This window comes from Micromonospora sp. WMMD736, from assembly GCF_049179015.1.
Lineage (GTDB): Bacteria > Actinomycetota > Actinomycetes > Mycobacteriales > Micromonosporaceae > Micromonospora.
The window spans coordinates 5,287,897-5,309,294 of record NZ_JBMHMI010000001.1 but is presented as its reverse complement, the minus strand read 5'-3'; the positions used below and the strand labels follow the sequence as shown (position 1 = coordinate 5,309,294).

General features: G+C 70.1%; 22 protein-coding genes. 13 read left to right on the top strand and 9 right to left on the bottom strand.

Going from position 1 to position 21,398, the window contains the following annotated elements; genetic code table 11:
* Positions 1-24 precede the first annotated feature (24 nt).
* Positions 25-1,008: a ketopantoate reductase family protein gene (locus ACN269_RS23960; RefSeq protein ID WP_421474526.1), complete on the bottom strand. Its 984-nt coding sequence runs from the start codon at positions 1,006-1,008 to the stop codon at positions 25-27.
* 23 nt (positions 1,009-1,031) lie between these two features.
* Positions 1,032-1,775 carry a M50 family metallopeptidase gene (locus ACN269_RS23955; RefSeq protein ID WP_421474525.1) on the bottom strand — a complete coding sequence of 248 codons (744 nt, stop codon included), beginning with the start codon at positions 1,773-1,775 and terminating at the stop codon, positions 1,032-1,034.
* 89 nt (positions 1,776-1,864) lie between these two features.
* On the opposite strand from ACN269_RS23955, the gene ACN269_RS23950 reads away from it, so the two are divergent.
* Positions 1,865-2,410 (top strand): Uma2 family endonuclease, encoded by a 546-nt coding sequence (locus ACN269_RS23950; RefSeq protein ID WP_421474524.1) that lies wholly within the window; start codon positions 1,865-1,867, stop codon positions 2,408-2,410.
* Between the two features lie 126 nt (positions 2,411-2,536).
* Positions 2,537-3,289 (top strand): GH25 family lysozyme, encoded by a 753-nt coding sequence (locus ACN269_RS23945; protein WP_421476528.1) that lies wholly within the window; start codon positions 2,537-2,539, stop codon positions 3,287-3,289.
* Between the two features lie 81 nt (positions 3,290-3,370).
* On the opposite strand, the gene ACN269_RS23940 is transcribed toward ACN269_RS23945, so the two are convergent.
* Both ACN269_RS23940 and ACN269_RS23935 read right to left on the bottom strand, forming a co-directional pair.
* A complete protein-coding gene (locus ACN269_RS23940; protein WP_421474523.1) occupies positions 3,371-3,598 on the bottom strand; it encodes a hypothetical protein in 228 nt (75 codons plus the stop codon).
* A gap of 65 nt (positions 3,599-3,663) precedes the next feature.
* Positions 3,664-5,640, bottom strand: coding sequence for a protein kinase domain-containing protein (locus tag ACN269_RS23935; RefSeq protein WP_421474522.1), 1,977 nt, complete (start codon positions 5,638-5,640; stop codon positions 3,664-3,666).
* Positions 5,641-5,730: 90 nt separating this feature from the next.
* Here ACN269_RS23935 and ACN269_RS23930 point away from each other — a divergent pair, with 90 nt between their 5' ends.
* The 4 genes from ACN269_RS23930 (at position 5,731) to mycP (ending at position 8,989) form a co-directional block, all read left to right on the top strand.
* A complete protein-coding gene (locus ACN269_RS23930; protein WP_421474521.1) occupies positions 5,731-5,925 on the top strand; it encodes an acyl-CoA carboxylase epsilon subunit in 195 nt (64 codons plus the stop codon).
* 90 nt (positions 5,926-6,015) lie between these two features.
* Complete coding sequence (locus ACN269_RS23925) at positions 6,016-6,474, top strand: hypothetical protein (RefSeq protein WP_421474520.1); 459 nt, start codon at positions 6,016-6,018, stop codon at positions 6,472-6,474.
* Positions 6,471-7,835, top strand: a complete 1,365-nt coding sequence (locus tag ACN269_RS23920; RefSeq protein ID WP_421474519.1) for a hypothetical protein — start codon at positions 6,471-6,473, stop codon at positions 7,833-7,835. Before ACN269_RS23925 ends, ACN269_RS23920 begins: the two co-directional genes overlap by 4 nt.
* Before the next feature lie 20 nt (positions 7,836-7,855).
* Positions 7,856-8,989: a type VII secretion-associated serine protease mycosin gene (gene mycP, locus ACN269_RS23915; RefSeq protein WP_421476527.1), complete on the top strand. Its 1,134-nt coding sequence runs from the start codon at positions 7,856-7,858 to the stop codon at positions 8,987-8,989.
* A 62-nt stretch (positions 8,990-9,051) separates the two neighbouring features.
* On the opposite strand, the gene ACN269_RS23910 is transcribed toward mycP, so the two are convergent.
* Positions 9,052-10,176, bottom strand: coding sequence for an IS30 family transposase (locus ACN269_RS23910; protein ID WP_421470828.1), 1,125 nt, complete (start codon positions 10,174-10,176; stop codon positions 9,052-9,054).
* Between the two features lie 238 nt (positions 10,177-10,414).
* On the opposite strand from ACN269_RS23910, the gene ACN269_RS23905 reads away from it, so the two are divergent.
* Both ACN269_RS23905 and ACN269_RS23900 read left to right on the top strand, forming a co-directional pair.
* Positions 10,415-11,122 carry a Maf family protein gene (locus ACN269_RS23905; protein WP_421474518.1) on the top strand — a complete coding sequence of 236 codons (708 nt, stop codon included), beginning with the start codon at positions 10,415-10,417 and terminating at the stop codon, positions 11,120-11,122.
* The gene (locus tag ACN269_RS23900) at positions 11,119-11,772 is read left to right on the top strand and encodes an O-methyltransferase (RefSeq protein WP_421474517.1); all 654 of its coding nucleotides are present in this window, start codon (positions 11,119-11,121) and stop codon (positions 11,770-11,772) included. The genes ACN269_RS23905 and ACN269_RS23900 overlap by 4 nt, the downstream gene beginning before the upstream one ends.
* 144 nt (positions 11,773-11,916) lie before the next feature.
* Here the strand turns inward: ACN269_RS23900 and ACN269_RS23895 are convergent, their stop codons facing one another.
* The 3 genes from ACN269_RS23895 to ACN269_RS23885 all read right to left on the bottom strand — a co-directional run bounded on the left by ACN269_RS23895 (position 11,917) and on the right by ACN269_RS23885 (position 14,413).
* Positions 11,917-12,672: an ABC transporter permease gene (locus ACN269_RS23895; RefSeq protein WP_421474516.1), complete on the bottom strand. Its 756-nt coding sequence runs from the start codon at positions 12,670-12,672 to the stop codon at positions 11,917-11,919.
* 17 nt (positions 12,673-12,689) lie between these two features.
* Positions 12,690-13,649 (bottom strand): ATP-binding cassette domain-containing protein, encoded by a 960-nt coding sequence (locus tag ACN269_RS23890; RefSeq protein WP_421474515.1) that lies wholly within the window; start codon positions 13,647-13,649, stop codon positions 12,690-12,692.
* 152 nt (positions 13,650-13,801) lie between these two features.
* Positions 13,802-14,413: a PadR family transcriptional regulator gene (locus tag ACN269_RS23885; protein WP_421476525.1), complete on the bottom strand. Its 612-nt coding sequence runs from the start codon at positions 14,411-14,413 to the stop codon at positions 13,802-13,804.
* A 139-nt stretch (positions 14,414-14,552) separates the two neighbouring features.
* On the opposite strand from ACN269_RS23885, the gene ACN269_RS23880 reads away from it, so the two are divergent.
* Both ACN269_RS23880 and ACN269_RS23875 read left to right on the top strand, forming a co-directional pair.
* Positions 14,553-16,301: an acetyl/propionyl/methylcrotonyl-CoA carboxylase subunit alpha gene (locus ACN269_RS23880; protein WP_421474514.1), complete on the top strand. Its 1,749-nt coding sequence runs from the start codon at positions 14,553-14,555 to the stop codon at positions 16,299-16,301.
* 86 nt (positions 16,302-16,387) lie between these two features.
* Positions 16,388-17,827 carry a GuaB1 family IMP dehydrogenase-related protein gene (locus ACN269_RS23875; protein WP_421474513.1) on the top strand — a complete coding sequence of 480 codons (1,440 nt, stop codon included), beginning with the start codon at positions 16,388-16,390 and terminating at the stop codon, positions 17,825-17,827.
* Positions 17,828-18,034: 207 nt separating this feature from the next.
* Here the strand turns inward: ACN269_RS23875 and ACN269_RS23870 are convergent, their stop codons facing one another.
* Positions 18,035-18,586: a TetR/AcrR family transcriptional regulator gene (locus ACN269_RS23870; RefSeq protein WP_421474512.1), complete on the bottom strand. Its 552-nt coding sequence runs from the start codon at positions 18,584-18,586 to the stop codon at positions 18,035-18,037.
* Between the two features lie 84 nt (positions 18,587-18,670).
* Between ACN269_RS23870 and ACN269_RS23865 the strand changes: the two genes are divergently transcribed.
* The 3 genes from ACN269_RS23865 to ACN269_RS23855 are packed head-to-tail and all read left to right on the top strand — an operon-like array spanning position 18,671 to position 21,351.
* Positions 18,671-19,117 (top strand): DoxX family protein, encoded by a 447-nt coding sequence (locus tag ACN269_RS23865; RefSeq protein ID WP_421474511.1) that lies wholly within the window; start codon positions 18,671-18,673, stop codon positions 19,115-19,117.
* Between the two features lie 24 nt (positions 19,118-19,141).
* A complete protein-coding gene (locus ACN269_RS23860; protein WP_421474510.1) occupies positions 19,142-19,624 on the top strand; it encodes a MarR family winged helix-turn-helix transcriptional regulator in 483 nt (160 codons plus the stop codon).
* Positions 19,618-21,351 carry an ABC transporter ATP-binding protein gene (locus tag ACN269_RS23855; protein ID WP_421474509.1) on the top strand — a complete coding sequence of 578 codons (1,734 nt, stop codon included), beginning with the start codon at positions 19,618-19,620 and terminating at the stop codon, positions 21,349-21,351. The genes ACN269_RS23860 and ACN269_RS23855 overlap by 7 nt, the downstream gene beginning before the upstream one ends.
* Positions 21,352-21,398 lie beyond the last annotated feature (47 nt).

The following is a 21,398-nucleotide window of genomic DNA, read 5'->3' as shown; positions in this document are numbered from 1 at the left end:
GCGCGGGGTCTCCGGTTGCCCGGTTCAGGCGAACATCTTCTCCAGCTCGGTGAGCGGGAACGCGCCAGCCGCGATCCGATGCCGCGCGGCCCGCCGAACCGCCCGCTGCACGGCCACGTTGACCGGCGTCGGTACGCCGTGCAACCGGCCGAGCAGCGCGATCTCCCCGTTGAGGTGGTCGACCTCGGTCGCGCCGGTGCCCCGGGCGAGGCTCTGCCAGGTGGAGCCGCCGGACCGCTCAGCGCCGCCGACCGGGCGCTGCTGGACCAGGTCACCGCGTTCGGCCCGCTCCTCGTCCGGGGAGGTGTGCGGGATGCGGGCGGCGGCGAGCGCGGCGACGCCCTCGGCGCGTACCCGCTCGGCGAGGGCGTCCGGGATATCCTCCCCGAGCAGCGCCTGAAGGCCGTTGCCGAGGTTGCTGAGCAGCTTGCCGTACTTCCAGCGCAGCACGTCCTCGCGGACCGGCGCGACGAACCCGGCGGCGGTCAGGTCGGCGGCGATCGCCCGGTCCGTGTCGTCGGCGCCGCCCGGATAGCGGCCGATGTGGAGCATCCCGGGGTGCGGGTGCCCGTTCGCCACCACCACGCCCGGGTTGAGGTGGGTGGCCGGCAGCCAGACGCAGACCGGGTGCACGTCGGCGAAGAGCCGCAGGGCGGCCCGTTCGTTCGCCACCCCGTTCTGGGCGGTGACCAGCGGCAGCCGCTCGCCGGCCATACCACCGCCGACGACCGGTGCGTCCACCCACGCCGCCAGCGCGCCCTCGGTGTCCTGCGACTTGACGGTGAGCACCAGCACCGTGTCGGCGGGCAGCGGCCGGTCACCCGGGCCGTCGACGGCGGCGAGCCGGGCGGTCACCTCGCCGTCGGGCTGCCGCAGCGTAAGGCCACGCTCCCGGATCGCGTCCAAATGCGCCCCGCGGGCCACCAGGGTCACGTCCCGGTCGGCCTGCGCCAGCCGCACACCGATGGTCCCGCCAACCGCGCCCGCCCCAATGATCACGTACCGCATGGGCCCATTCTGCCCGGGTGGGATCAGAGGGTCAGGCCGGCGTCGGTGAGGATGGGGCCGGTCAGCAGGAGGGCGCCGGCTACCAGTGCCACCAGGTTGACCAGGGCGAAGACCGTGACCCAGAAGAACGCCGGGAACGGCGTCAGTCCGGCGAGCTGGTCGGCGTCCGAGGCGGGCATCCGGCCACGCGCGCGCAGACGTTGCAGCTCCACCACCGGCCGCACCCCGCCGAGCAGCAGGAACCACACCCCGGTGTACGCGAAAGCGGCCTGCACCTGCGGCGTCGCGTACCACGAGACGGCGAACACCAGCGCCCCGGTGACCAGCAGCGACACCACACCGAACGCATTGCGGATCATCACCAGCATGGCGAGCAGCAGCGCAACCGCGACCCAGAGCAGCAGGGTGATCCGGTTACCGCCGAGCAGCCAGGCACCCGCCAACCCGATCAGCGGTGGGGCGACGTACCCGGCGAGCAGGGTCAGGATCATGCCCGGTCCGGTGGGTCGACCGGCGGAGAGCGTCAGCCCGGACGTATCCGAGTGCAGCCGGATGCCGCGCAGCTTGCGGCCGGTGAGCAGGGCGACGAGCGCGTGCCCGCCCTCGTGGGCGATGGTGATGGCGTTGCGGGCGATCCGCCACGGCAGCCGGGTGGACACCACCACCAGCGCGACGGCAGCGGTGATCAACACCAGCAGCGGGGGCGGGTCCGGCTGCGCGCCGAACAGCGTGTCCCACATGTCGCCCAGTCCGTCGATCGACATCATGGGGCGCGAGCCTACCGGCGGCGTTCCGCGTGGCTGCCGAGGCACCGGCTGATGACGCGTCAGGCTGATTGGACGAGGAGGGGATCGCGGTGAGACCTGTGTCCGTGGAGCACCACATCGGCCCGTGGACCGAGGCCGACTACTTCGCCCTGGGCGAGACCCCGGACCGGATCGAACTGCTCGACGGGAGCCTGCTTCTGAGCCCGGTCCCGACCAAGCGGCACCAGTTGGTGTCACGGCGGCTGGCCGACCACATCGCGCGTGCCGCCGGCGATCTTGCGGTCTTCAACGCGGTGAACGTCCGGCTCACCGTGGACCGGATAGTCATCCCGGACGTCGTCGTCGCAGACACCGACGACGAGGGCACGGCGGTCGAGGCCGCCGATGTGGTGTTGGTATGCGAGATCGTCTCGCCCGGCAACGCTGCTGCCGATCGGCTGGTCAAGATGCAGCTCTACGCCATCGCACGCATCCCCTGGTACCTGCTGGTTGAGCAGGACGGTGACGGTCACTCGTTGCGCCTGTACCGGCTCGACGGCGAGCACTACGTCGAGGACCAGGTCGCCAAGGCCGGCGAGACGTTGACCCTGGTCGAACCGTTCCGCTGGCAGCTCGACCCCGCCACGCTGCGCTGATCCGTTCGACTCCCGCCCCCGGGGCGATCGTAGCCCGTCGATGAAAGTTTTCTCTACAACTCTTGCGATCAAGGGCACTTAGCTCCAAAGATGGGCGTCAATAGACCGGCGTCCCTGGAGGCACTCATGGCCCGTACCCGATCATCGCTGCGCCGCGCGCTCGCGGCCGGCCTCACCGTCCTCGCCGCCGCGGCGGCGACCCTGGTCGCGACCGCCGGCCCGGCGACGGCGGCCACCACCGCCGGCGTCGACGTGTCCCGCTACCAGGGCAGCATCAACTGGTCCAGCGTCCGGAACGCCGGCATCGAGTTCGCCTTCATCAAGGCGACCGAGGGCACCAGCTACAAGGACCCCAACTTCAACACGAACTACGTCAACGCCTACAACGCCGGGGTGATCCGTGGGGCGTACCACTTCGCCCGGCCCAACATCTCCGCCGGCTCGACCCAGGCCGCGTACCTGGCCTCCAACGGCGGCGCCTGGTCGGCGGACAGCCGCACCCTGCCGGCCGCGCTGGACATCGAGGCGAACCCGTACAGCGGCGGCTACTGCTACGGCCTCAGCACCACCGGGATGCGCAACTGGATCCAGGACTTCCTGAACACCTACCGCTCGCGCACCGGCCGGTACGCGGTCATCTACACCACCACGAGCTGGTGGAACCAGTGCACCGGCAGTTGGACGGGCCCGTGGGCCAACCACCCGCTCTGGCTGGCCCGCTGGTCGAGCACCCCGGGCTCCCTGCCGGCCGGCGCGTCGGTGTGGAGCTTCTGGCAGTACACCAGCACGGGTGCCGTCTCCGGGATCAGCGGCAACGTGGACCGCAACTACTGGAACGGCGACCGGAGCCGCCTCATCGCCCTCGCGAACAACACCTGATCGGGCCGTTGGCGGCAGCGGGATCGACTGTCACCGCACGGTGCACAATCGGTCCGGCTGCCGCCACACCACCGTTACGGGTCAGGCCCGCCGTCGACTCAGGGCCGGCACCTGGCTCTCCTCGGAGGCCAGTGCGCCCCGCCGGGTCAGCCGCCACGCGCCGACCCCGCAGACGGCAACGGTCACGACGCTGAGCAGGGCGATGAACGCCGGCAGTCCCATGGCGATCAGCAGCAGGACCGCGTCGCCGAAGGCGACGAGCATCCACAGTGCCAGCCGGGGCCGAGCATCCCTCCGTCGGTAACCCATGTCGTACCTCCTTCCGTCGTCGAAGGTCAATTACCCACGACAACGGAAAGTCATGCGAATGAGTTTCAGTCCTTGCGGTCGGGCACGAATCCCTTGGCGATCCGGTCGAAGTTCGGCAGGTTGGCCTGCCAGTCCTTCTCCGCGACCTCCCACCGCAGGGCGTACCCTCGGTTGCTGGCCGTCACGAACCCGCGGTTACGGACGTGGATCCGCTGCCCGTCGCGGGTCTCCAGCCACTCCCAGTCACCGCACGTCTTCCAGAAGTCGCACGGCTTGATGCTGAGGTACTGGTAGCTCTTGACCAAGTTCTTACGGTTCGGCTCCTGCTCCCGCCAGTCCGCGACCGCATCGTCCTTCGGGGTGCTGGTCCACTGCACGAGCAGCTTTCCCGGCCCGCTGGACTGGTTGAAGACGACCGTGTTGCTGTTGACCTGGCTACGCACCCAGCCATCGGGGATCGGCAGGGCGAAGCCGGTCGGGTCCTTGTGCAGCTTCCAGCCCGCCGGCAGCGCGTTGGGGTCCACGGACGGCGTGGCCGACGGAGTCGGGCTGGGCGGGGCGCTCGTCGGCGGGGGTGCCGCCGGGGCGGTCGTCGGCGCAGCGGAGGTCGCGGCGGCGGTCGTCGGATCGGCCTGCGGGGTGTCGTTGTCGTCGCCCTTGGTCAGCATCGGCACGATCACCACGAGGCCGACCAGCAGCAGGGCCACCAGCGCGCCGATCAGCACGTTCCGGCGACTGTTGTTCGGCTTCGTACCCGCGAAATGCGGGACCGCCGCGCGCCCGGCCGGACCCACCGGCGGCATCAACGACGTGGGCGTCGAGGGTTTGCGCTGCTCCGGCGCGACCGGCGGCGGGCCGTCGACGACCGTCGGCTCGTCGTCGCCCACCGTCGTACCGTCATCGGGTTTCTCGTCGGCGGCCGGCACCGTCGCGGTCGGCTCAGCCTCGGACGAGCGGTCGATCTTCGCCGTCGGCTCGGCCGGCACCGCCGCCGTCGGGTCCGCGGCGGGCGGCACGACCTCCGTCGGCGTCGCGTCGGCCACCGCCGGGCCGGACGCGGCAGCGGCTACCGGACCCGGGGTACGCGGAGCCGGCGGCGACACCGGGCGGTCGGTGACCTCCTCGGCCGGGCGGGGTGCCGGCACGAGCGGCGGGCGCGGCTCGCGCGGACCGTTCGGCCCCGGCCGGCGTACGCCGTCGAGAAGTGAGATGGCCCGCGTCCGCTTGCCACCCGCACGACGCAGCATCCGTTCCGCCACCTCGGCGGTGATGCGCTCCTTCGGGTCCTTCTGGAGCAGCCCGTTGAGCACCGGCTTGAGCGGGCCGGCGTTCTTCGGCGGGGGCATCGGCTCGGTGGCCAACGCGGCCAGCGTGGCGATGGCGGACGGCCGCGCGTACGGCGACTTGCCCTCCACCGCCGCGTACAGCGTCGCGCCCAGCGACCACAGGTCGGCCTCCGGCCCGGCGGTGCCCTCCCGGGCCCGCTCAGGCGAGATGTACGCGGGCGAACCGAGCACCATGCCGGTACGGGTGACGTTCGGGTCGCCGGGGATCGTGGCGAGACCGAAATCGGTCAACACCACCCGGCCGTCCTCGCCCAGCAGCACGTTGCCCGGCTTGACGTCACGGTGCATGACGCCCGCCTTGTGCGCGGCGTTCAACGCGCCGAGCACGCCCAGGCCGATCTCGACCGCGCGGGCCGGCGACACCGGGCCATCCTCGGCGAGAGTGTCCTGCAACGACCTCGACGCCACGTACTCCATGACGATCCACGGGTCACCATCGGTCCGCAGGACGTCGAAGATGCGTACCACGTTGACGTGGTTGAGCCGGGCGATGGCCCGCGCCTCGCGCAGCGACCGTTCCCGCATCTCACGGCGTTCCTCGTCGGTGAGACCGGGCGGCGGCACCAACTCCTTGATGGCGACGTCGCGGTGCAACACCTCGTCGCGCGCCTTCCACACCCGACCCATGCCACCCTGGCCGAGCGGCGACAGAAGCCGGTATCGGTCAGCGACGAGTTGGGGAAGCGCGTTCGACATCGCTGAGACGGTACCCGGACCCGCCGACGGTCACACCGCCGGCACGCCACTGTGCGCTTGACGTGACTTCGGGCCGCGTACCCTGGCGGCATGTCTGCCGAAGAGCCGCTGTTCCGGGTCGTCCGCGGCGTGCCCACCGCCGAGGAGTTGGCCGCCCTGGTCGGGGCGGTCATCGTGCGGTCCCGGCCGGCCACCGCACCCGCGCCGGCGGCCACGTCCGCCTGGGCGCGCAGCGGCCGCCCGGCGCGCCCCGACACCTGGCGCGCGTCCGGTCTCCCGCGCTGACCCCGGTTGCCCCTTGTGGGGGCTGCCAGGATGGCGTGCAGCCGTTAACCTCACTGAGGGAAACGGTGCGGTGACGGACAGGGAGGACCGATGATTCCCGAAGAGGACCAGCCGGCGCCCTGGCTGCGCGGCTACGGCGGCATCGAGGCCGACATCCGTCAACTCCGCGACTTCGCCGACCGGCTCGCCGCCGAGGTCGAGAGCAACTACGCGCCCCACCTGTCGTACATCGCCGAAGACATGTCCGCGAAGGTGCCCAACCCCTGCGACGCGTTCGTCGAGCTGGTCACCTTCCTGCATGCCCACCACGAGACGCAGCAGGCCACGACCGACATGGTGTACGCCGTCCGCGGCGCCACCGGCCACCTGGCCGCAGTCGCCGACCGGGTCGCCACCCAGTACGCCGACAGCGACGCCTTCTCCGCCGCCCGGGCCGTGGACGTCCGACGCGCCCTCGCCGACCCGGGAACCGTCCTGCCCGGCAGCCGGACGCCCGCACTGAACGACCCCACCGGCCCCGACAGCGAAAGGCCGGTGGTCCTACCGTGATCGAGCGTGGAGGCGGCCGCACCTCCGGCCAGACCGACTGGCACCTCATGGACCTCAACAGCATGTGGGCCTGTCTGCAGGACCACGACACCACCAACCACTGGAAGCAGGTCGCCGGCTGGCGCAAGGTCTGCGACCTGGCCCAGATCCACCTCGGCCGACTACAGGAGTACCGGCGAGGTCTCGCCGAAGCCTGGCCCCCCGAGACCAGTGCCGCCTCCGCCACCTACCTCGCCCAACTCGACGACCTCGTCGCCAAGGTGCGCCACACCCACGACGCCGCCGCCGCCAACTACACCGCGCTGTCCGCCGCCACCCAGGCCATCGGCGCCACCCGCGCCGAGCTTCGCAAGCTCCACGAGGAGTACGCGACAAAGCTCCAACAGAAGCGGGCGTACGAGGCCACCGCCGCCGATCCGAAGGCGGTGATGGGCAATCGGGTCGTGGACGCGCCGGTGACGGATAGCGATCTGGAACGGCTGAACGTGCAGGCGCGGACGATGATGTTCAACCTCAGTGGCGAACTACAACAAGCCCAAGCCACCCTCCAAAAACCCCCACCCCCGCCGCCGCGGTTGCGGCGAGATCCGTCCGGCACAGACGTCTATGACTATGCTCCGGGCCCAATCATTCCGCCGATTGTTCCCGTTCCCGTTAGACGGGAGACAGCCGCGCCAAAGCTCACGCCAAATATTGCGGCCAAGTCGAATCCCATTCAATCCGTTGGCGGAGTTGGACCAGTACTTGGCAGCACCGGGCCCGGCACCGCACCAACTCCGACAAACACAGGATTGCAGGGCGTCACTTCAAATAACTCAACTACCGGCTACGGTACGGCTCAAGCATCGCTGGGTTCGCTTGCCCGACCGCACATGCCACCACAAGGTCAATCGAACAGTTTGGAACGGTTTACTAGGGGAGCCAACAGGGGGGTTCCACCTGTTTCACCGCCCCGACCTACACCGACCAACGGCATAATTGGTGCCACGCCCGGCTTCGGGGTTAACTCACCTTCACCTGGCAGCAATTCCGCCCGAAAGGTAAATCCGATCGGCGGCGTAATCGGCGGTGGCGGCGCCGGGACCACGCCGACTGGCGGTGCCGGCACACGCCCGGGCGGCGGTCGAGGCATTGCCGGAGCGCAGAGCTTGCCACCCATTGGCGGCACCCCTGGCATGGGGGGCAGTTCTGGCGCTTACCCTCCCCCCGGCCGTACAGCCAACAGGGAGGGCGACAGGAATGGGAGCACGTGGGACCCCGACCACCCTTGGCGGACCGACAAGGGTGTAAGTCCAGTCGTCCGCCCTCCGGACGAGACCGGGCCAGTTGACCCAGGGCCGGCCATCGGCCTCGATCGGTGACGTACTTCGTTTCGCAGGGTTTGGCGGCGCTAGCCGCCTCGGTTGCCCTGATCGCGCCGATCGCAGACCAGACAGCCAGCCAGCTAACCTTTGAGCCCAACGAGGCAGAACTAGTCCGGGTAGATCAGTGGCACCTTAATTACCTCAGAATCCCCGACGCCCAGCGGATTACGCAAGGAGCGGGGATTGTCGTCGCAGTTCCGGACACGGGAGTTCAACCCCATCCTGATCTAGACAAGAATCTGCTGGATGGTATCGATTTGATTTCCGGAGACGGCGACGGCAAAAACGACCAGAACAGTCACGGTACTGGCATGGCCGGCTTAATCGCTGCCCACGGACGAGGAGGCGATTTAGGCGCCCTAGGCGTGGCCCCAGGCGCAAAGATCTTACCGATTCGCGACACCTCCAGTGACGGCCAAGGGGAACCCGACGCCCTAGCAGCCGGCATCGATTATGCCGTTCGCAACGGGGCAGATGTGATCTGCATATCTTCAGTCGGTGGCGCCGGAATTCAGTTGCAGCGATCGATAGAAGCAGCAATTGCTGCTGACGTGGTTCTGGTCGCAGCCGCCGGCAACAAGCCAGGGGATGCCGTTGTTGGTTACCCGGCATCAGAGGACGCAGTCATCGCGGTCGGAGGGGTAGGTCGCGATGGGAATCATGCAGACATCTCGGTAACCGGGCCGGAAATTGACGTCGTCGCACCGGCAGTAGACATCTACAGCACCAGCATTAACGGCAAGTACCGCAAGGGCACCGGTACGTCCGATGCTACGGCGATTGTGGCTGGGGCGGCGGCGTTGATCAGGTCGAAGTACCCCTACCTGCCGGCACAGGAGGTAGCCCACCGGCTCACGGCCACGGCCGTCGACAAAGGCCCGCCCGGCCGAGACGACGAGTACGGATATGGCGTGATCGATCTTGTGGCGGCTCTGACGGCAGACGTACCTCCGGTGGGGTTTGAATCGGTGAGCGCTCCGGCCGGCGGTGGCCCACCCACGGCGGCCGGTGCTCGCCCGGGGGATGGTGATGGCGCGACCCTTCGTGGGCTTGCCACCCTCGGTGTGATCGTCGCCGTCGGCGTCGGGTGGGTGTTCGTGGCGCGTCGACGGCGGCGCGGCGAGGATCCGCCGCCCAGAATCAGCCGTTAGGCGGCTCAGGGGCCTCGATCGACTCGGGTTCCTTGAAATCGCGGTGTCCGTGGGTGGCGGTTTCAAGTGGTGGTTGCAACCAGGTGTTTGTGGAGTACCTCGGCTGGATTCTGCCAGTCGAGGGTTTGGCGTGGTCGTCCGTTGAGTTCTCGGGCCACGGCGTCGAGGTCGTCCTGGGTCCAGGTGCGAAAGTCGGTGCTGGAGCGGGGGAAGTACTGGCGCAGGAGACCGTTGGTGTTCTCGTTGCTGCCGCGTTGCCATGGGCTGTGGGGGTCGCAGAAGTAGACCTTGCAGTCGGTGGCCAGGGTGAACACCGGGTGGTAGATCATCTCGATGCCCTGGTCCCAGGTCAGGGTCTTGCGCAGCTCGGCCGGCAGCCGGCGCATGAGACCGGTGAGGGTGTCGATGACCTGTTCACTGACCCGCGATTCGGGCAGAGCGCCAAGCATCACGTATCGGGTGGCCCGCTCGACCAAGGTGATGATCGCGCTGGAGCCTCGGGCGCCGATGACCAGGTCACCTTCCCAGTGCCCGGGCACGGCCCGGTCTTCGACCTCGGCCGGGCGGGTTGAGATGTGGAAGTCACGCACCCACGGGCGTCCCCGCAGCGCGCCGGCCTGGCGCGACTGGGGCCGTCGGCCAGCGCGTCCCGAGCGCAGCGCGACTTGCCGGGCGAGTTCCTGGCGCATTCCACCTCGGGCCTGGAAGTAGATCGCTTGGTAGATCGTCTCGTGTGACACCCACATCTCCGGCCTGTCGGGGAACTCCCGCCGCAGCGACCGAGCGATCTGCTGCGGCGAGTGCCGCTGACACAGACGATCCTTGACCGTCTGCCACAACGGCGGCCACGCCCGCCCCCACCTCGGACGCAACTTGCCCTCACGAGGACGCCGCGCCCGCGCATCCGCCTTGTCCTGAGCGTTGCGGTGAGAGTACTTCCACCGGTACGCCCCACCCCATCCCTTCGGATAGCCCACCCCGGCCACATAACCCGGGTCAGGCCCGAACGGATGCCGCTGACCCGCCGGCACCCGACCCCCGGTGCCACAGTGATTCCGCGACAACTCCCGCCAAACCGTCGAGCGATGCCGCCCAATCACCTCCGCGATCTGCGGGAACGTCAACCCCTGACCGAACAACACCTCAATCTGCGCCCGCTCCGCGGACGACAACCTCTGCCCCGGCATGACCCCTCATCCTGACGAGAATCCACCCCGTTGCAACAACCACTTGAGCCCAAGGGTGTGGGATGCCCCGGTTTGCGGGAAGCCGAGTGGATCACGGTTGCGGGTGGCTTCGATCGACTCCAGGTCGCCGATGTGGGGGTTTTCTTACAGGCTGATGGCGCGCGATATCGGCGATGTGGAGTGGATCAAGTGCCAGCACGCGGGGACGATCGGGGGGCGGGCCGGTAACGTCGGGCTGGTGTCTGACACTCTGCCGCTGCGCCTCGTGCTGGCCTCTGCCAGTCCTGCTCGTCGAAAGTCACTCCGGGCCGCCGGCATCGAGCCGGACGTGCTGGTCAGCGGGGTGGACGAATCCCTGGTGGTGACCGATCGCGCTGAGGATCTCTGCCTGGAGTTGGCTCGGCTCAAAGCCGAGGCAGTGCTCGCCCGGCTGAACCTGACCGCCACAGCGAACAGCGCAACCACCAGCAACACGGACCCAGCCGGTCAGCGGACCCTGGTCATCGGGTGTGACTCGGTGCTCGAGTTCGACGGGGAAATTCTCGGCAAGCCGGCGGATGCCGCTGACGCGACGCGGAGGTGGTTGCGGATGCGGGGGCGCAGTGGAGTGCTGCACAGCGGACACTGCCTGATCGACGGTGTCGCCGGGCGGCGAGCGGAGGCGGTCGCCTCGACGGTCGTCCACTTCGCCGAGATCAGTGACGACGAGATCGCCGCGTACGTGGCCACGGGTGAGCCGTTGGCGGTGGCGGGCGCGTTCACCATCGACGGGTTGGGCGGGCCGTTCGTGGAACGGATCGAGGGTGATCCGGGGACCGTCGTGGGATTGTCGATGCCGTTGCTGCGTCGGCTCCTCGCCGAACTGGGTCTGCAGATCACGGACTTGTGGACAAAGGTCGCGCCGGGCGGCCAATCGGTCGAGCCGGTCGGTACCGTCCGCTCATGACCACGAAGTCGATCCCGCTCACCGACGAGTTGCACGCCTATCTGGTCGCGCACGGCGCGCCGCCTGACGAGATCATCCGGGATCTGGCCGAGGAGACCCGGTCGGTGCTGCCGGAGCACGCCAGCATGCAGGTGGCGCCGGAGCAGGCGGCGTTCCTGACGTTCCTGACCCGGCTGCTCGACGTACGGCAGGCCGTCGAGGTCGGCACGTTCACCGGCCTGTCGGCGCTGGCCATCGCCCGGGGCCTGCCCGAGGGTGGGCGGTTGACCTGCTTCGACATCTCCGAGGAGTACACCGGGATCGCCCGGCGTTACTGGGCCCGCGCCGGGGTGCAGGACCGCATCGAGCTGCGGATCGGCCCGGCCGGCGACACGCTTCGGGAGCTGCCGCAGGAGCGCCACCTGGACTTCGCGTTCATCGACGCCGACAAGACCGGATACCCGGTCTACTGGGCCGAGTTGGTGCCGCGGATGCGGCCGGGCGGGGTGATCGCCGTCGACAACGTGCTGCGCGGCGGGCGGGTGATCGCTCCGCAGGACGTCAACGACCGGGCCATCGCGGCGTTCAACGACGAGGTGTTGGCCGACGTACGGGTCGACCCGGTGATGCTGCCCATCGCCGACGGCCTCACCCTCGCCCGGGTGCGCTGACCTGGTGCTCTGATCCACTCGGGTTCCTGGAAGTCGCGGCATCCCCGACGGTAGGACACCCCAACTTCCAGGAACCCGAGTCGATCAAGCCGGGCCCGCCCCAGGGCCGGCCGGGCCCGGGCCAAGCCGGGCCCGGGGCGAGCGTCAGCGGACGCTGCGGGCGAACTGGCGGGCGGCCCAGAAGACGCCCAGCGCGGCGAGGACCGCGGTGATGGTCAGGCCCTGCCAGACCTTGTCGCTGCCCAGGTCGCCGGCGAACAGCGCCCGGGTGCCGTCGACCGCCCAGGAGAACGGGTTCCAGTCGGCGATGCCCTGCAACCAGCCCGGCGCGAAGGTCAGCGGCAGCAGGATGCCGGAGAGCAGCAGCACCGGCTGTGCCACGGTGTTCATCAGAGGGGCCAGCGCGTCCTCGCTCTTGACCTTGAGCGCGACGCCGTAGGAGACGGCCGAGGTCATGAGCGCGATGAGAGCGAGCATCAGGTACGCCAGCAGCAGGTCACCGATGAAGACGCGCAGGTCGAACAGGAGCGCCAGCAGGGTGATGATGACGGCCTGCACGATGAGCGAGACGACGTCGCGCAGGGAGCGGCCGAGCAGCAGGGCGAGCCGGCTGATCGGGGTGACCCGGGAACGTTCGATGACGCCGGCACGCAGTTCGGCGATCAGGCCGAAGCCCTGGAAGAGACCACCGAAGATGGCCAGCAGCACCAGCAGGCCGGGTACGAAGATCTTGTACGCGGCGGCCTGGGTGGGCGCGTTCAGGGCCGGCTTGAGCAGGGGGGCGAAGAGCAGCAGGTACATCACCGGCTGGAAGACGCCGACGAAGACCCAGACGGGATTGCGCAGCAGGAGCTGGATCTGCCGCTGGAAGATCAGCCACGTGTCGCGGGCGAGTTTCATGAGTCGTCTCTCCGGGGTCAGGACTCGCGCAGCGAGCGGCCGGTCTTGGTCAGGAAGACGTCGTCCAGGCTGGGCCGGTGCAGCTCGATAGAGCGCAGTTCGAGCCCGGCGTGGTCGAGGCGGCGCAGCACCTGGGGAATGGCGGTGGCGCCCTCGTCGACGTAGAGGCGTAGACCGCCCTCGTCGGCGGTCTCCAGCTTGTTGACGTACGGCTCGCCGTCGAGCGCCTTGGCGGCCTGCGGGGTGGCGGCCAGGTCGAGGCCGACGAGCACCACGTCGCCGGAGATCTCGCGCTTGAGCTCGGCCGGCGTGCCCTCGGCGACGACCTCGCCATTGTCCATGATCGCGATGCGGTCGCAGAGGGCGTCGGCCTCGTCGAGGTAGTGCGTGGTGATGAAGACGGTCATCCCGTCGCTGCGCAGTCGCCGGATCTCGTCCCACATGTGGGCGCGGCTCTGCGGGTCGAGGCCGGTGGTCGGCTCGTCCAGGAAGACGATCTTCGGCTCGTGGATGATGCCGAGCGCGATCTCGACCCGCCGACGCTGGCCACCGGAGTAGGTCTTGCACTTGCGATCGGCGTACTCGGTGAGCTGGAAGGCCTCCAGCGCGCGGACCGCGCGCTGCTGCGCGTCGGCCTTGCCGATGCCGTACATCCGGGCGTGCAGGACCAACTCCTCGCGGGCGGTCGACTCGTCCCAGGTGCTGCCGCCCTGCGGCACGTACCCGATGCGGCGGCGGACCTCGGCCGGGTCCTTGCGCAGGTCGGCCCCCGCGATGGTGGCCTCGCCGCCGTCGGGCTCGATCAGCGTGGCGAGCATCCGCAGCGTGGTGGTCTTGCCGGCGCCGTTGGGGCCGAGGAAGCCGAAGATCTCGCCCTCGGCGACCTCGAGGTTGACGCCGCGCACGGCGTCCACCGTCTTCGTCTCTCGACCCGCGCGGGAGCGGAACGACTTCCGCAGCCCCCTGGTCTCGATCATTTCTACTCCTGGTCGGTCGGGCCGGCCGCGCCGGCCGTCGTGTTTCGGTCGGGCCGGTGGGCCGGCCGTCGAGTGGGACGACGCCGGACGGCGCACTCCCCCGCTGTGCCGACAGCAGGCTAACGCGATATAGCGTTTCTAGTCAACGTTGATTATTTCGCGTCAGGGTCGACCCGCTCCTCGCCCTCCCGCCGACCCGACCAACCCTCGGCGTTCGCCAGCTCAGCAGGCAGGTACGACACTCCGGACTCGATCCGCTCGGCAATGCGCTCACACCAGCTCAGCTCCGCCTCCGCCCGCGCCGACCACAGCTCGAACATCCAACTGACGTGCACCGGCTTGGTGTTACGCACCCAGTCCGACTGGAGCGAGGCGCGCATCGACTCCATGCCGGCCCGCAGCAGGTTGGCCCGGTTGCGCAGCGCCGCCGCCGCCTCCGACCGGGGCATCGCGGGCAGGAACGAGAAGGCCGCGGTGAAGGGGTCGACGGGCTCGGTGAAGTTCCACCAGAAGTTGCGCAGCAGGGTCTCGAACTCGTCGTCCCCCTTCGGCGTGACCTCGTAGGTCGTACGCGCCGGACGGGCGCCGACCTGCTCGGTGGCGACGGCCCGCAGCAAACCTTCCTCGGTGAGTTTGCGCAGCGCGTGGTAGATCGAGCCGGGCTGCACGTTCGCCCACTTGTCGGCGCTCCAGCTCAACAGCTCGCGGCGCACGTCGTAGCCGTGCACGGGCTGCATCCACCGCACCAGGCCGAGGATCATCATCCGAGTCGCAGACACCAGACAAGCGTAATAGCCAAGTTTGACTACACCAGTGCCCCATCCCACACTGAGCGATCGTTAGGGGCCGCCCGGGCCGGCCGATACACTCCCCGTCAGTAACCTGCCGGGAGGAGCCACGAAGGTGCGCAAGGTACTGATCGCCAACCGCGGCGAGATCGCCGTCCGGGTCATCCGCGCCTGTCGTGACGCCGGCCTGGGCAGCGTCGCCGTGTACGCGGACTCCGACCGCGACGCCCTGCACGCCACTCTCGCGGACGAGGCGTACGCGCTCGGCGGCGACAGCGCGACCGACACGTACCTGCGCATCGACAAGCTGCTCGACGTCGCCGCCCGCGCCGACGCCGACGCCGTACACCCGGGTTACGGCTTCCTCAGCGAGAACGCCGACTTCGCCCAGGCCGTCATCGACGCCGGGCTGACCTGGATCGGCCCGACCCCGCAGGCGATCCGCGACCTGGGCGACAAGGTGACCGCCCGGCACATCGCCCAGCGCGCCGGCGCACCGCTCGTCCCCGGCACCCCGGACCCGGTGGGCAGCCCGGACGAGGTGATGGCGTTCGCCGTCGACCACGGCCTGCCGGTCGCCATCAAGGCGGCCTTCGGCGGCGGCGGTCGGGGCCTGAAGGTCGCCCGCACGATGGAGGAGATCCCCCAGCTCTTCGAGTCGGCCACCCGCGAGGCCGTCGCGGCGTTCGGTCGGGGCGAGTGCTTCGTCGAGCGCTACCTGGACCAGCCCCGCCACGTCGAGGCGCAGGTCCTCGCCGACCAGCACGGCAACGTGATCGTGGTGGGCACCCGGGACTGCTCGTTGCAGCGCCGGCACCAGAAGCTCGTGGAGGAAGCTCCCGCACCGTTCCTCACCGAAGCCCAGCGCGCCCAGATCCACGAGAGCGCCAAGGCGATCTGCCGCGAGGCGGGCTACCACGGCGCCGGCACGGTGGAGTACCTGGTCGGCAGGGACGGCACGATCTCCTTTCTGGAGGTCAACACGCGACTTCAGGTCGAGCACCCGGTCACCGAGGAGACCGCCGGCATCGACCTGGTCCGCGAGCAGTTCCGGATCGCCGACGGCGAGAAGCTGCGGATCACCGAGGACCCGACGCCGCGCGGGCACGCGATCGAGTTCCGGATCAACGGCGAGGACCCGGGCCGCAACTTCCTGCCCGCGCCCGGCACGGTCACCGCGCTGCGCCTGCCCAGCGGCCCGGGAGTGCGGGTCGACACCGGCATCTCGGCCGGCGACGTGATCGGCGGCAACTTCGACTCGCTGCTCGCCAAGGTGATCATCATCGGTGAGACGCGCACCGAGGCACTGGAGCGCGCCCGCCGCGCCCTCGACGAGATGGTCGTCGACGGCATGGCCACCGCGCTGCCGTTCCACCGGCTCGTCGTGCGGGACGAGGCGTTCACCGCCGAGCCGTTCACCGTGCACACCCGGTGGATCGAGACCGAGTTCCAGAACACCGTGCCGCCGTTCGCCGCCGCCGCCGCCGCCGACGCGCCGGCCGAACGCGACACCGTCGTGGTCGAGGTCGGCGGCAAGCGCATCGAGGTCAGCCTCCCCGCCGGCTTCGGCGGGAGTACGACCACAGCCGCACCCGCCTCCCGCAAGCCGACCCGGCGCGGGGGCGGCGCCAAGGCCGGCGTACCGGTCGGCGGCGACGCGCTCACCTCCCCGATGCAGGGCACCATCGTCAAGATCGCGGTCGCCGACGGCGACACGGTGGCCGAGGGCGACCTGGTGGTGGTGCTGGAGGCGATGAAGATGGAGCAGCCGCTGCACGCCCACAAGGCGGGTACGGTCAGCGGACTCGCCGCCGAGGTCGGTGCCGTGATCACGGCGGGCGCGGCAATCTGCACCATCTCCTGACCTCTTGCTGGCGGTTTGTCCGGGCAGGTGGGTGGTTTCCCGCACCGGGGTGGGCGTGGGCGGCCGCTGGCGGGAATGATGGCCGGGTGCGGTTCCTTTCCGGCGCGGCCCCCGCGCACGACCTGACCTACACCGACGTCTTCATGGCGCCGGCCCGCTCCGACCTCGGCTCCCGCCTCGACGTGGACCTGTCCACCGGCGACGGCACGGGCACCACCATCCCGCTGGTGGTGTCGAACATGACGGCGGTCGCCGGCCGGCGGATGGCCGAGACGGTGGCTCGTCGGGGCGCGATCACCGTGATCCCGCAGGACATCCCGATCGAGGTCGTGGCGAACGTCGTCTCCTGGGTCAAGCAGCGGCACCTGGTCTACGACACACCCATCACCCTCGGCCCGACCGAGACCGTCGGCGACGCGATCCACCTGCTGCCCAAGCGGTCGCACGCCGCGGTGATCGTGGTCGACGAGGCCGGCCGGCCGGTGGGCGTGGTCACCGAGGCGGACACCGTGGGCGTGGACCGGTTCGCCCAGCTGCGTCACGTCATGTCGACCGAGCTGCACACCGTGCCGGCGGACGCGGACCCGCGTACCGGCTTCGACCGGCTCTCCGCCGGCCGGCGTCGACTCGCTCCGGTGGTGGACGCCGACGGCCGGCTGGTCGGGGTGCTCACCCGGCAGGGCGCGTTGCGGGCCACCCTCTACACGCCGGCCGTCGACGACCGGGGTCGGCTGCGTATCGCGGCGGCGGTCGGCATCAACGGGGACGTCACGGGCAAGGCCGCCGCGCTGCTCGAAGCCGGGGTGGACACGCTGGTCGTGGACACCGCGCACGGCCACCAGGCGCGGATGATCTCGGCGTTGCAGGCGGTCCGCAAGCTGGACCCGGGCGTACCGGTGGCGGCCGGCAACGTGGTCACCGCCGAGGGCGTACGCGACCTGGTCGAGGCCGGCGCGGACATCATCAAGGTCGGTGTCGGCCCGGGCGCGATGTGCACCACCCGGATGATGACCGGCGTGGGCCGGCCGCAGTTCTCCGCCGTCCTCGACTGCTCGACGGCCGCCCGGCAGTTGGGCCGGCACGTCTGGGCCGACGGCGGCGTACGCCACCCCCGCGACGTGGCGCTCGCGCTCGCCGCCGGCGCGTCGAACGTGATGATCGGCTCCTGGTTCGCCGGCACCTACGAGTCACCCGGTGACCTCTACACCGAACCGGACGGGCGGCGGTACAAGGAGAGCTTCGGCATGGCCTCGGCCCGGGCGGTCAGCGCCCGTACGGCCGACGACAGCCCGTACGACCGGGCTCGCAAGGCCGTGTTCGAGGAAGGCATCTCCTCGGCCCGGATGTACCTGGACCCGCACCGGCCCGGCGTCGAGGACCTGATCGACGAGATCATCGCCGGGGTACGCAGCGCCTTCACCTACGCCGGCGCCCGCAACCTGACGCAGTTCCACGAGCGGGCAATCGTCGGTGTCCAGAGCGCCGCCGGCTACACCGAAGGAATGCCCCTCCCCACCAGTTGGTGAGCCCCCGCTACCCGCCGTCGCCCGCCACCCGCCCGCCGCCCGCCCGCGTTGATCATGAAGTTATTGCCATGACACGCCGATGCGAGTGGCAATAACTTCATGATCAACCAGGGTGGGGCCGACGGGCAGGGTGCGGGAGGCGGCCTGGGCGAGGGCGGGGCGGGGGCCGGCCTGGGCGGAGTGGGGCCGGCCTGGGCGGGGTGGGGGTTAGGCGGTTAGGCGGCTCAGGACTTCTTGGGCTGCCTTGCGGGGGTTGTCGCCTACGCGGTCCGGTAGGGCGCCGGCCAGCCAGAGGGTGGCGAAGCCGTGGGCGATGGACCAGGCCGCGAGCGAGTCGTGGTCGGGGTCGCCGGATGCGCCACGGGCGGCCACCCCCGCGCGGAGTGCCGTCCCGGCGCGCTCGCGTGCGGCGGTCAGCTCGGGGTCGTCGGGCCGGTACAGCTCGGGCCGGAACATCACCTCGAAGTAGGCGCGATGCGCCACGGCGAAGTCCACGTAAGCGACGCCGGCCTTGAGCAGGTCGTCGCCGGCGGCGACCAGCGCCTGCGCCAACCGGTCGAAGCCCTGCGCGGCGAGGACGGTGAGTAGCCCCGCCTTGTCACCGAAGTGGTGGGTGGGCGCGGCGTGCGAGACACCGGCCCGGCGAGCCAGGTCGCGCAGGCTCAGCGCGGCGGGTCCCACCTCCTCGATCGCCTCCAGTGCCGCATCGAGGAGGGCGCGGCGAAGGTCGCCGTGGTGGTACGCACGCGTCTCGGTCATCCCCGAATCCTAATCTTGTCATTGACAAGATGTCATCGGCGGCCGCAATCTTGTCACCGACAAGTTTCCGCGAGGAGGATTCCGATGGCACCCCTGATCGCCCTGATCGTCGGCAGCGCGCTGGCCCGCCTGGCCGGCCTGGCCGGCATCACCGCACTCGACGGCTGGCATCCCGCACTGCGGGTGGGCCTGGCCCTGATGTTCGCGGTGACCGGCATCGCGCACTTCGTGGGCCGACGCCGCGTCGACCTGATCGCGATGGTCCCGCCCCGACTGCCCCGGCCGGATCCGCTGGTCACGCTCACCGGCGTGCTGGAGCTGGCCGGCGCGGTCGGGCTGCTCATCCCGACGACCGCCCGGCTCGCCGCGGCCGGGCTCGGCCTGCTGATGCTCGTGATGTTCCCGGCGAACGTCTCGGCCGCACGCCGGAGGCTGACCCTCGCCGGGCGCCCGGTCACCCCGCTGGGGCAGCGCACGATCCTGCAACTCGTGTTCGTCGCCACTGCTGCGGCTATTTCGTTTGGCCCCTGACTATCAGGGGGCTAATCTGCGCTCGTGGAACTCATCACCCTCCAGGATGTGCCGCTGGGCCGACTGCTGGTCGTGGCCGGGCACCTCGTCGGGCAGCGGTGGAACCGCTACCTCGCCGAGGAGCACGGCCTCACCCAGGCCGGCATGATCACCCTGATGACGCTCGCCCGGCACGGCGAGCTGCCCCACCGCCAGGTCGCCGAGAAGGGGTTCGTCCGCCCGGCCACCCTGACCGGCATCGTCGACACCCTCGAACGCGACGGCCTGGTCGAGCGCCAGCGCGACGACAGCGACCGGCGCAGCATCCGACTCGCCATCACCCCCGCCGGCCGGGAGCGGGTCGCCGCCCTCGGCGCCCTCATGCACTCCGGACGCCCGCTCACCTCGGTCGACGCCGACCCGGCGAAGGCCCAGGTGATCCGGGAGTTCCTACTTGAAGTCATCGGCAGCGGAGACGACCCGCGGCTGACCGGACGACCCACCGACGCGGAGGAACCGTCGTGCTGATCCGACTGTTACGCGGCCAACTGCGCCCGTACTCCAGACCGCTGTTGGCGGTGGTGCTGCTCCAGTTCGTGGGCACCATGGCCTCGCTCTACCTGCCCAGCCTCAACGCGGACATCATCGACAAGGGGGTGGCCCGGGGCGACACCGGCTACATCGTGCACACCGGCGGCTGGATGCTGCTGGTCAGCCTGATCCAGATCGTCTGCTCGATCGCGGCCGTCTACCTGGGCGCGCGGGTCGCCATGGGATTCGGCCGGGACGTCCGGGCCCGGCTGTTCGGGCACGTCAACAGCTTCTCCGCCCGCGAGGTGGCCCGGTTCGGGGCGCCGTCGCTGATCACCCGCAACACCAACGACGTCCAACAGGTGCAGATGCTCGTGCTGATGAGCTGCACCATGCTGGTCGCCGCACCGATCATGAGCGTCGGTGGGGTGGTCATGGCGCTGCGCGAGGACATCGGGCTCTCCTGGCTGATGCTGGTCAGCGTGCCGGTGCTGGCCGTCGCGTTGAGCGCGATCATCCGCCGGATGGTGCCGGGCTTCCGGCTGATGCAGACCCGGATCGACACGGTCAACCGGGTGCTGCGCGAGCAGATCACCGGCATCCGGGTGGTCCGCGCGTTCGTCCGCGAGCCGTACGAGACGCAGCGCTTCGGCGTCGCCAACGCCGACCTGACCGCCACCGCCCTGCGTACCGGACGGTTGTTGGCGTTGATCTTCCCGGTGGTCATGTTGGTGCTCAACGTGTCCAGCGTGGCGGTGCTCTGGTTCGGTGCGCAGCGGGTCGACTCCGGCGCGATCCAGATCGGCGCGCTCACCGCCTTCCTGGCGTACCTGATGCAGATCCTGATGGCCGTCATGATGGCCACCTTCATGCTGATGATGGTGCCCCGGGCAGCCGTCTGCGCCGAACGCATCGTCGAGGTGCTGGACACCGACTCCTCGGTGGTCCCCGCCGCGACGCCGGTCACCGAGCTGCCCAGCCGGGCCGAGTTGGAGCTGCGCGGGGTGCGGTTCCAGTACCCGGGCGCGGTCGAACCGGTGCTGCGTGACATCTCCTTCCGTGCCACCGCCGGCACCACGACGGCGATCATCGGCAGCACCGGCGCCGGCAAGACGACCCTGCTGTCGCTCATCCCCCGCCTGGTCGACGTCACCGACGGCGCGGTACTGGTCGACGGGGTCGACGTACGCGAGTTGGAACCCGACGAGCTGTGGCGACGCATCGGGTTGGTGCCGCAGCGGCCGTACCTGTTCACCGGCACGGTCGCCAGCAACCTGCGCTACGGCAACCCGGACGCCACCGACGAGGAGCTGTGGGCGGCGTTGGAGATCGCCCAGGCCCGGGACTTCGTGGCCCAGATGCCCGGCGGGCTGGACGCGCCGATCGCCCAGGGTGGCAGCACCGTCTCCGGCGGGCAGCGGCAACGCCTGGCCATCGCCCGGGCGCTGGTCCGGCAGCCGGAGATCTACCTGTTCGACGACTCGTTCTCCGCGCTGGACCTCGGCACCGACGCCCGGCTGCGGGCGGCGTTGCGGCCGGTCACCGCGCAGTCCGCGGTCGTGATCGTGGCCCAGCGGGTGTCCACGATCGTCGACGCCGACCAGATCATCGTGCTCGAGAACGGAGGGGTCGTCGGAGTGGGACGACATGCGGAGTTGCTGGAGACCTGCCCGACGTACGCCGAGATCGTGGCCTCTCAGCAGACGGCGGAGGTGGCGGCGTGAGCGAGCAGAACGAGCCGCGCGCCGCGGCCGTACCCAATCAGAAGGCC

Coding starts and splice junctions, on each gene's coding strand:
- ACN269_RS23960 (WP_421474526.1), bottom strand. CDS start 1,008: ATGCGGTACGTGATCATTGGGGCGGGCGCGGTTGGCGGGACCATCGGT.
- ACN269_RS23955 (WP_421474525.1), bottom strand. CDS start 1,775: ATGATGTCGATCGACGGACTGGGCGACATGTGGGACACGCTGTTCGGC.
- ACN269_RS23945 (WP_421476528.1), top strand. CDS start 2,537: ATGGCCCGTACCCGATCATCGCTGCGCCGCGCGCTCGCGGCCGGCCTC.
- ACN269_RS23940 (WP_421474523.1), bottom strand. CDS start 3,598: ATGGGTTACCGACGGAGGGATGCTCGGCCCCGGCTGGCACTGTGGATG.
- ACN269_RS23935 (WP_421474522.1), bottom strand. CDS start 5,640: ATGTCGAACGCGCTTCCCCAACTCGTCGCTGACCGATACCGGCTTCTG.
- ACN269_RS23930 (WP_421474521.1), top strand. CDS start 5,731: ATGTCTGCCGAAGAGCCGCTGTTCCGGGTCGTCCGCGGCGTGCCCACC.
- ACN269_RS23925 (WP_421474520.1), top strand. CDS start 6,016: ATGATTCCCGAAGAGGACCAGCCGGCGCCCTGGCTGCGCGGCTACGGC.
- ACN269_RS23910 (WP_421470828.1), bottom strand. CDS start 10,176: ATGCCGGGGCAGAGGTTGTCGTCCGCGGAGCGGGCGCAGATTGAGGTG.
- ACN269_RS23900 (WP_421474517.1), top strand. CDS start 11,119: ATGACCACGAAGTCGATCCCGCTCACCGACGAGTTGCACGCCTATCTG.
- ACN269_RS23895 (WP_421474516.1), bottom strand. CDS start 12,672: ATGAAACTCGCCCGCGACACGTGGCTGATCTTCCAGCGGCAGATCCAG.
- ACN269_RS23890 (WP_421474515.1), bottom strand. CDS start 13,649: ATGATCGAGACCAGGGGGCTGCGGAAGTCGTTCCGCTCCCGCGCGGGT.
- ACN269_RS23885 (WP_421476525.1), bottom strand. CDS start 14,413: ATGATGATCCTCGGCCTGGTGCGGTGGATGCAGCCCGTGCACGGCTAC.
- ACN269_RS23870 (WP_421474512.1), bottom strand. CDS start 18,586: ATGACCGAGACGCGTGCGTACCACCACGGCGACCTTCGCCGCGCCCTC.
- ACN269_RS23865 (WP_421474511.1), top strand. CDS start 18,671: ATGGCACCCCTGATCGCCCTGATCGTCGGCAGCGCGCTGGCCCGCCTG.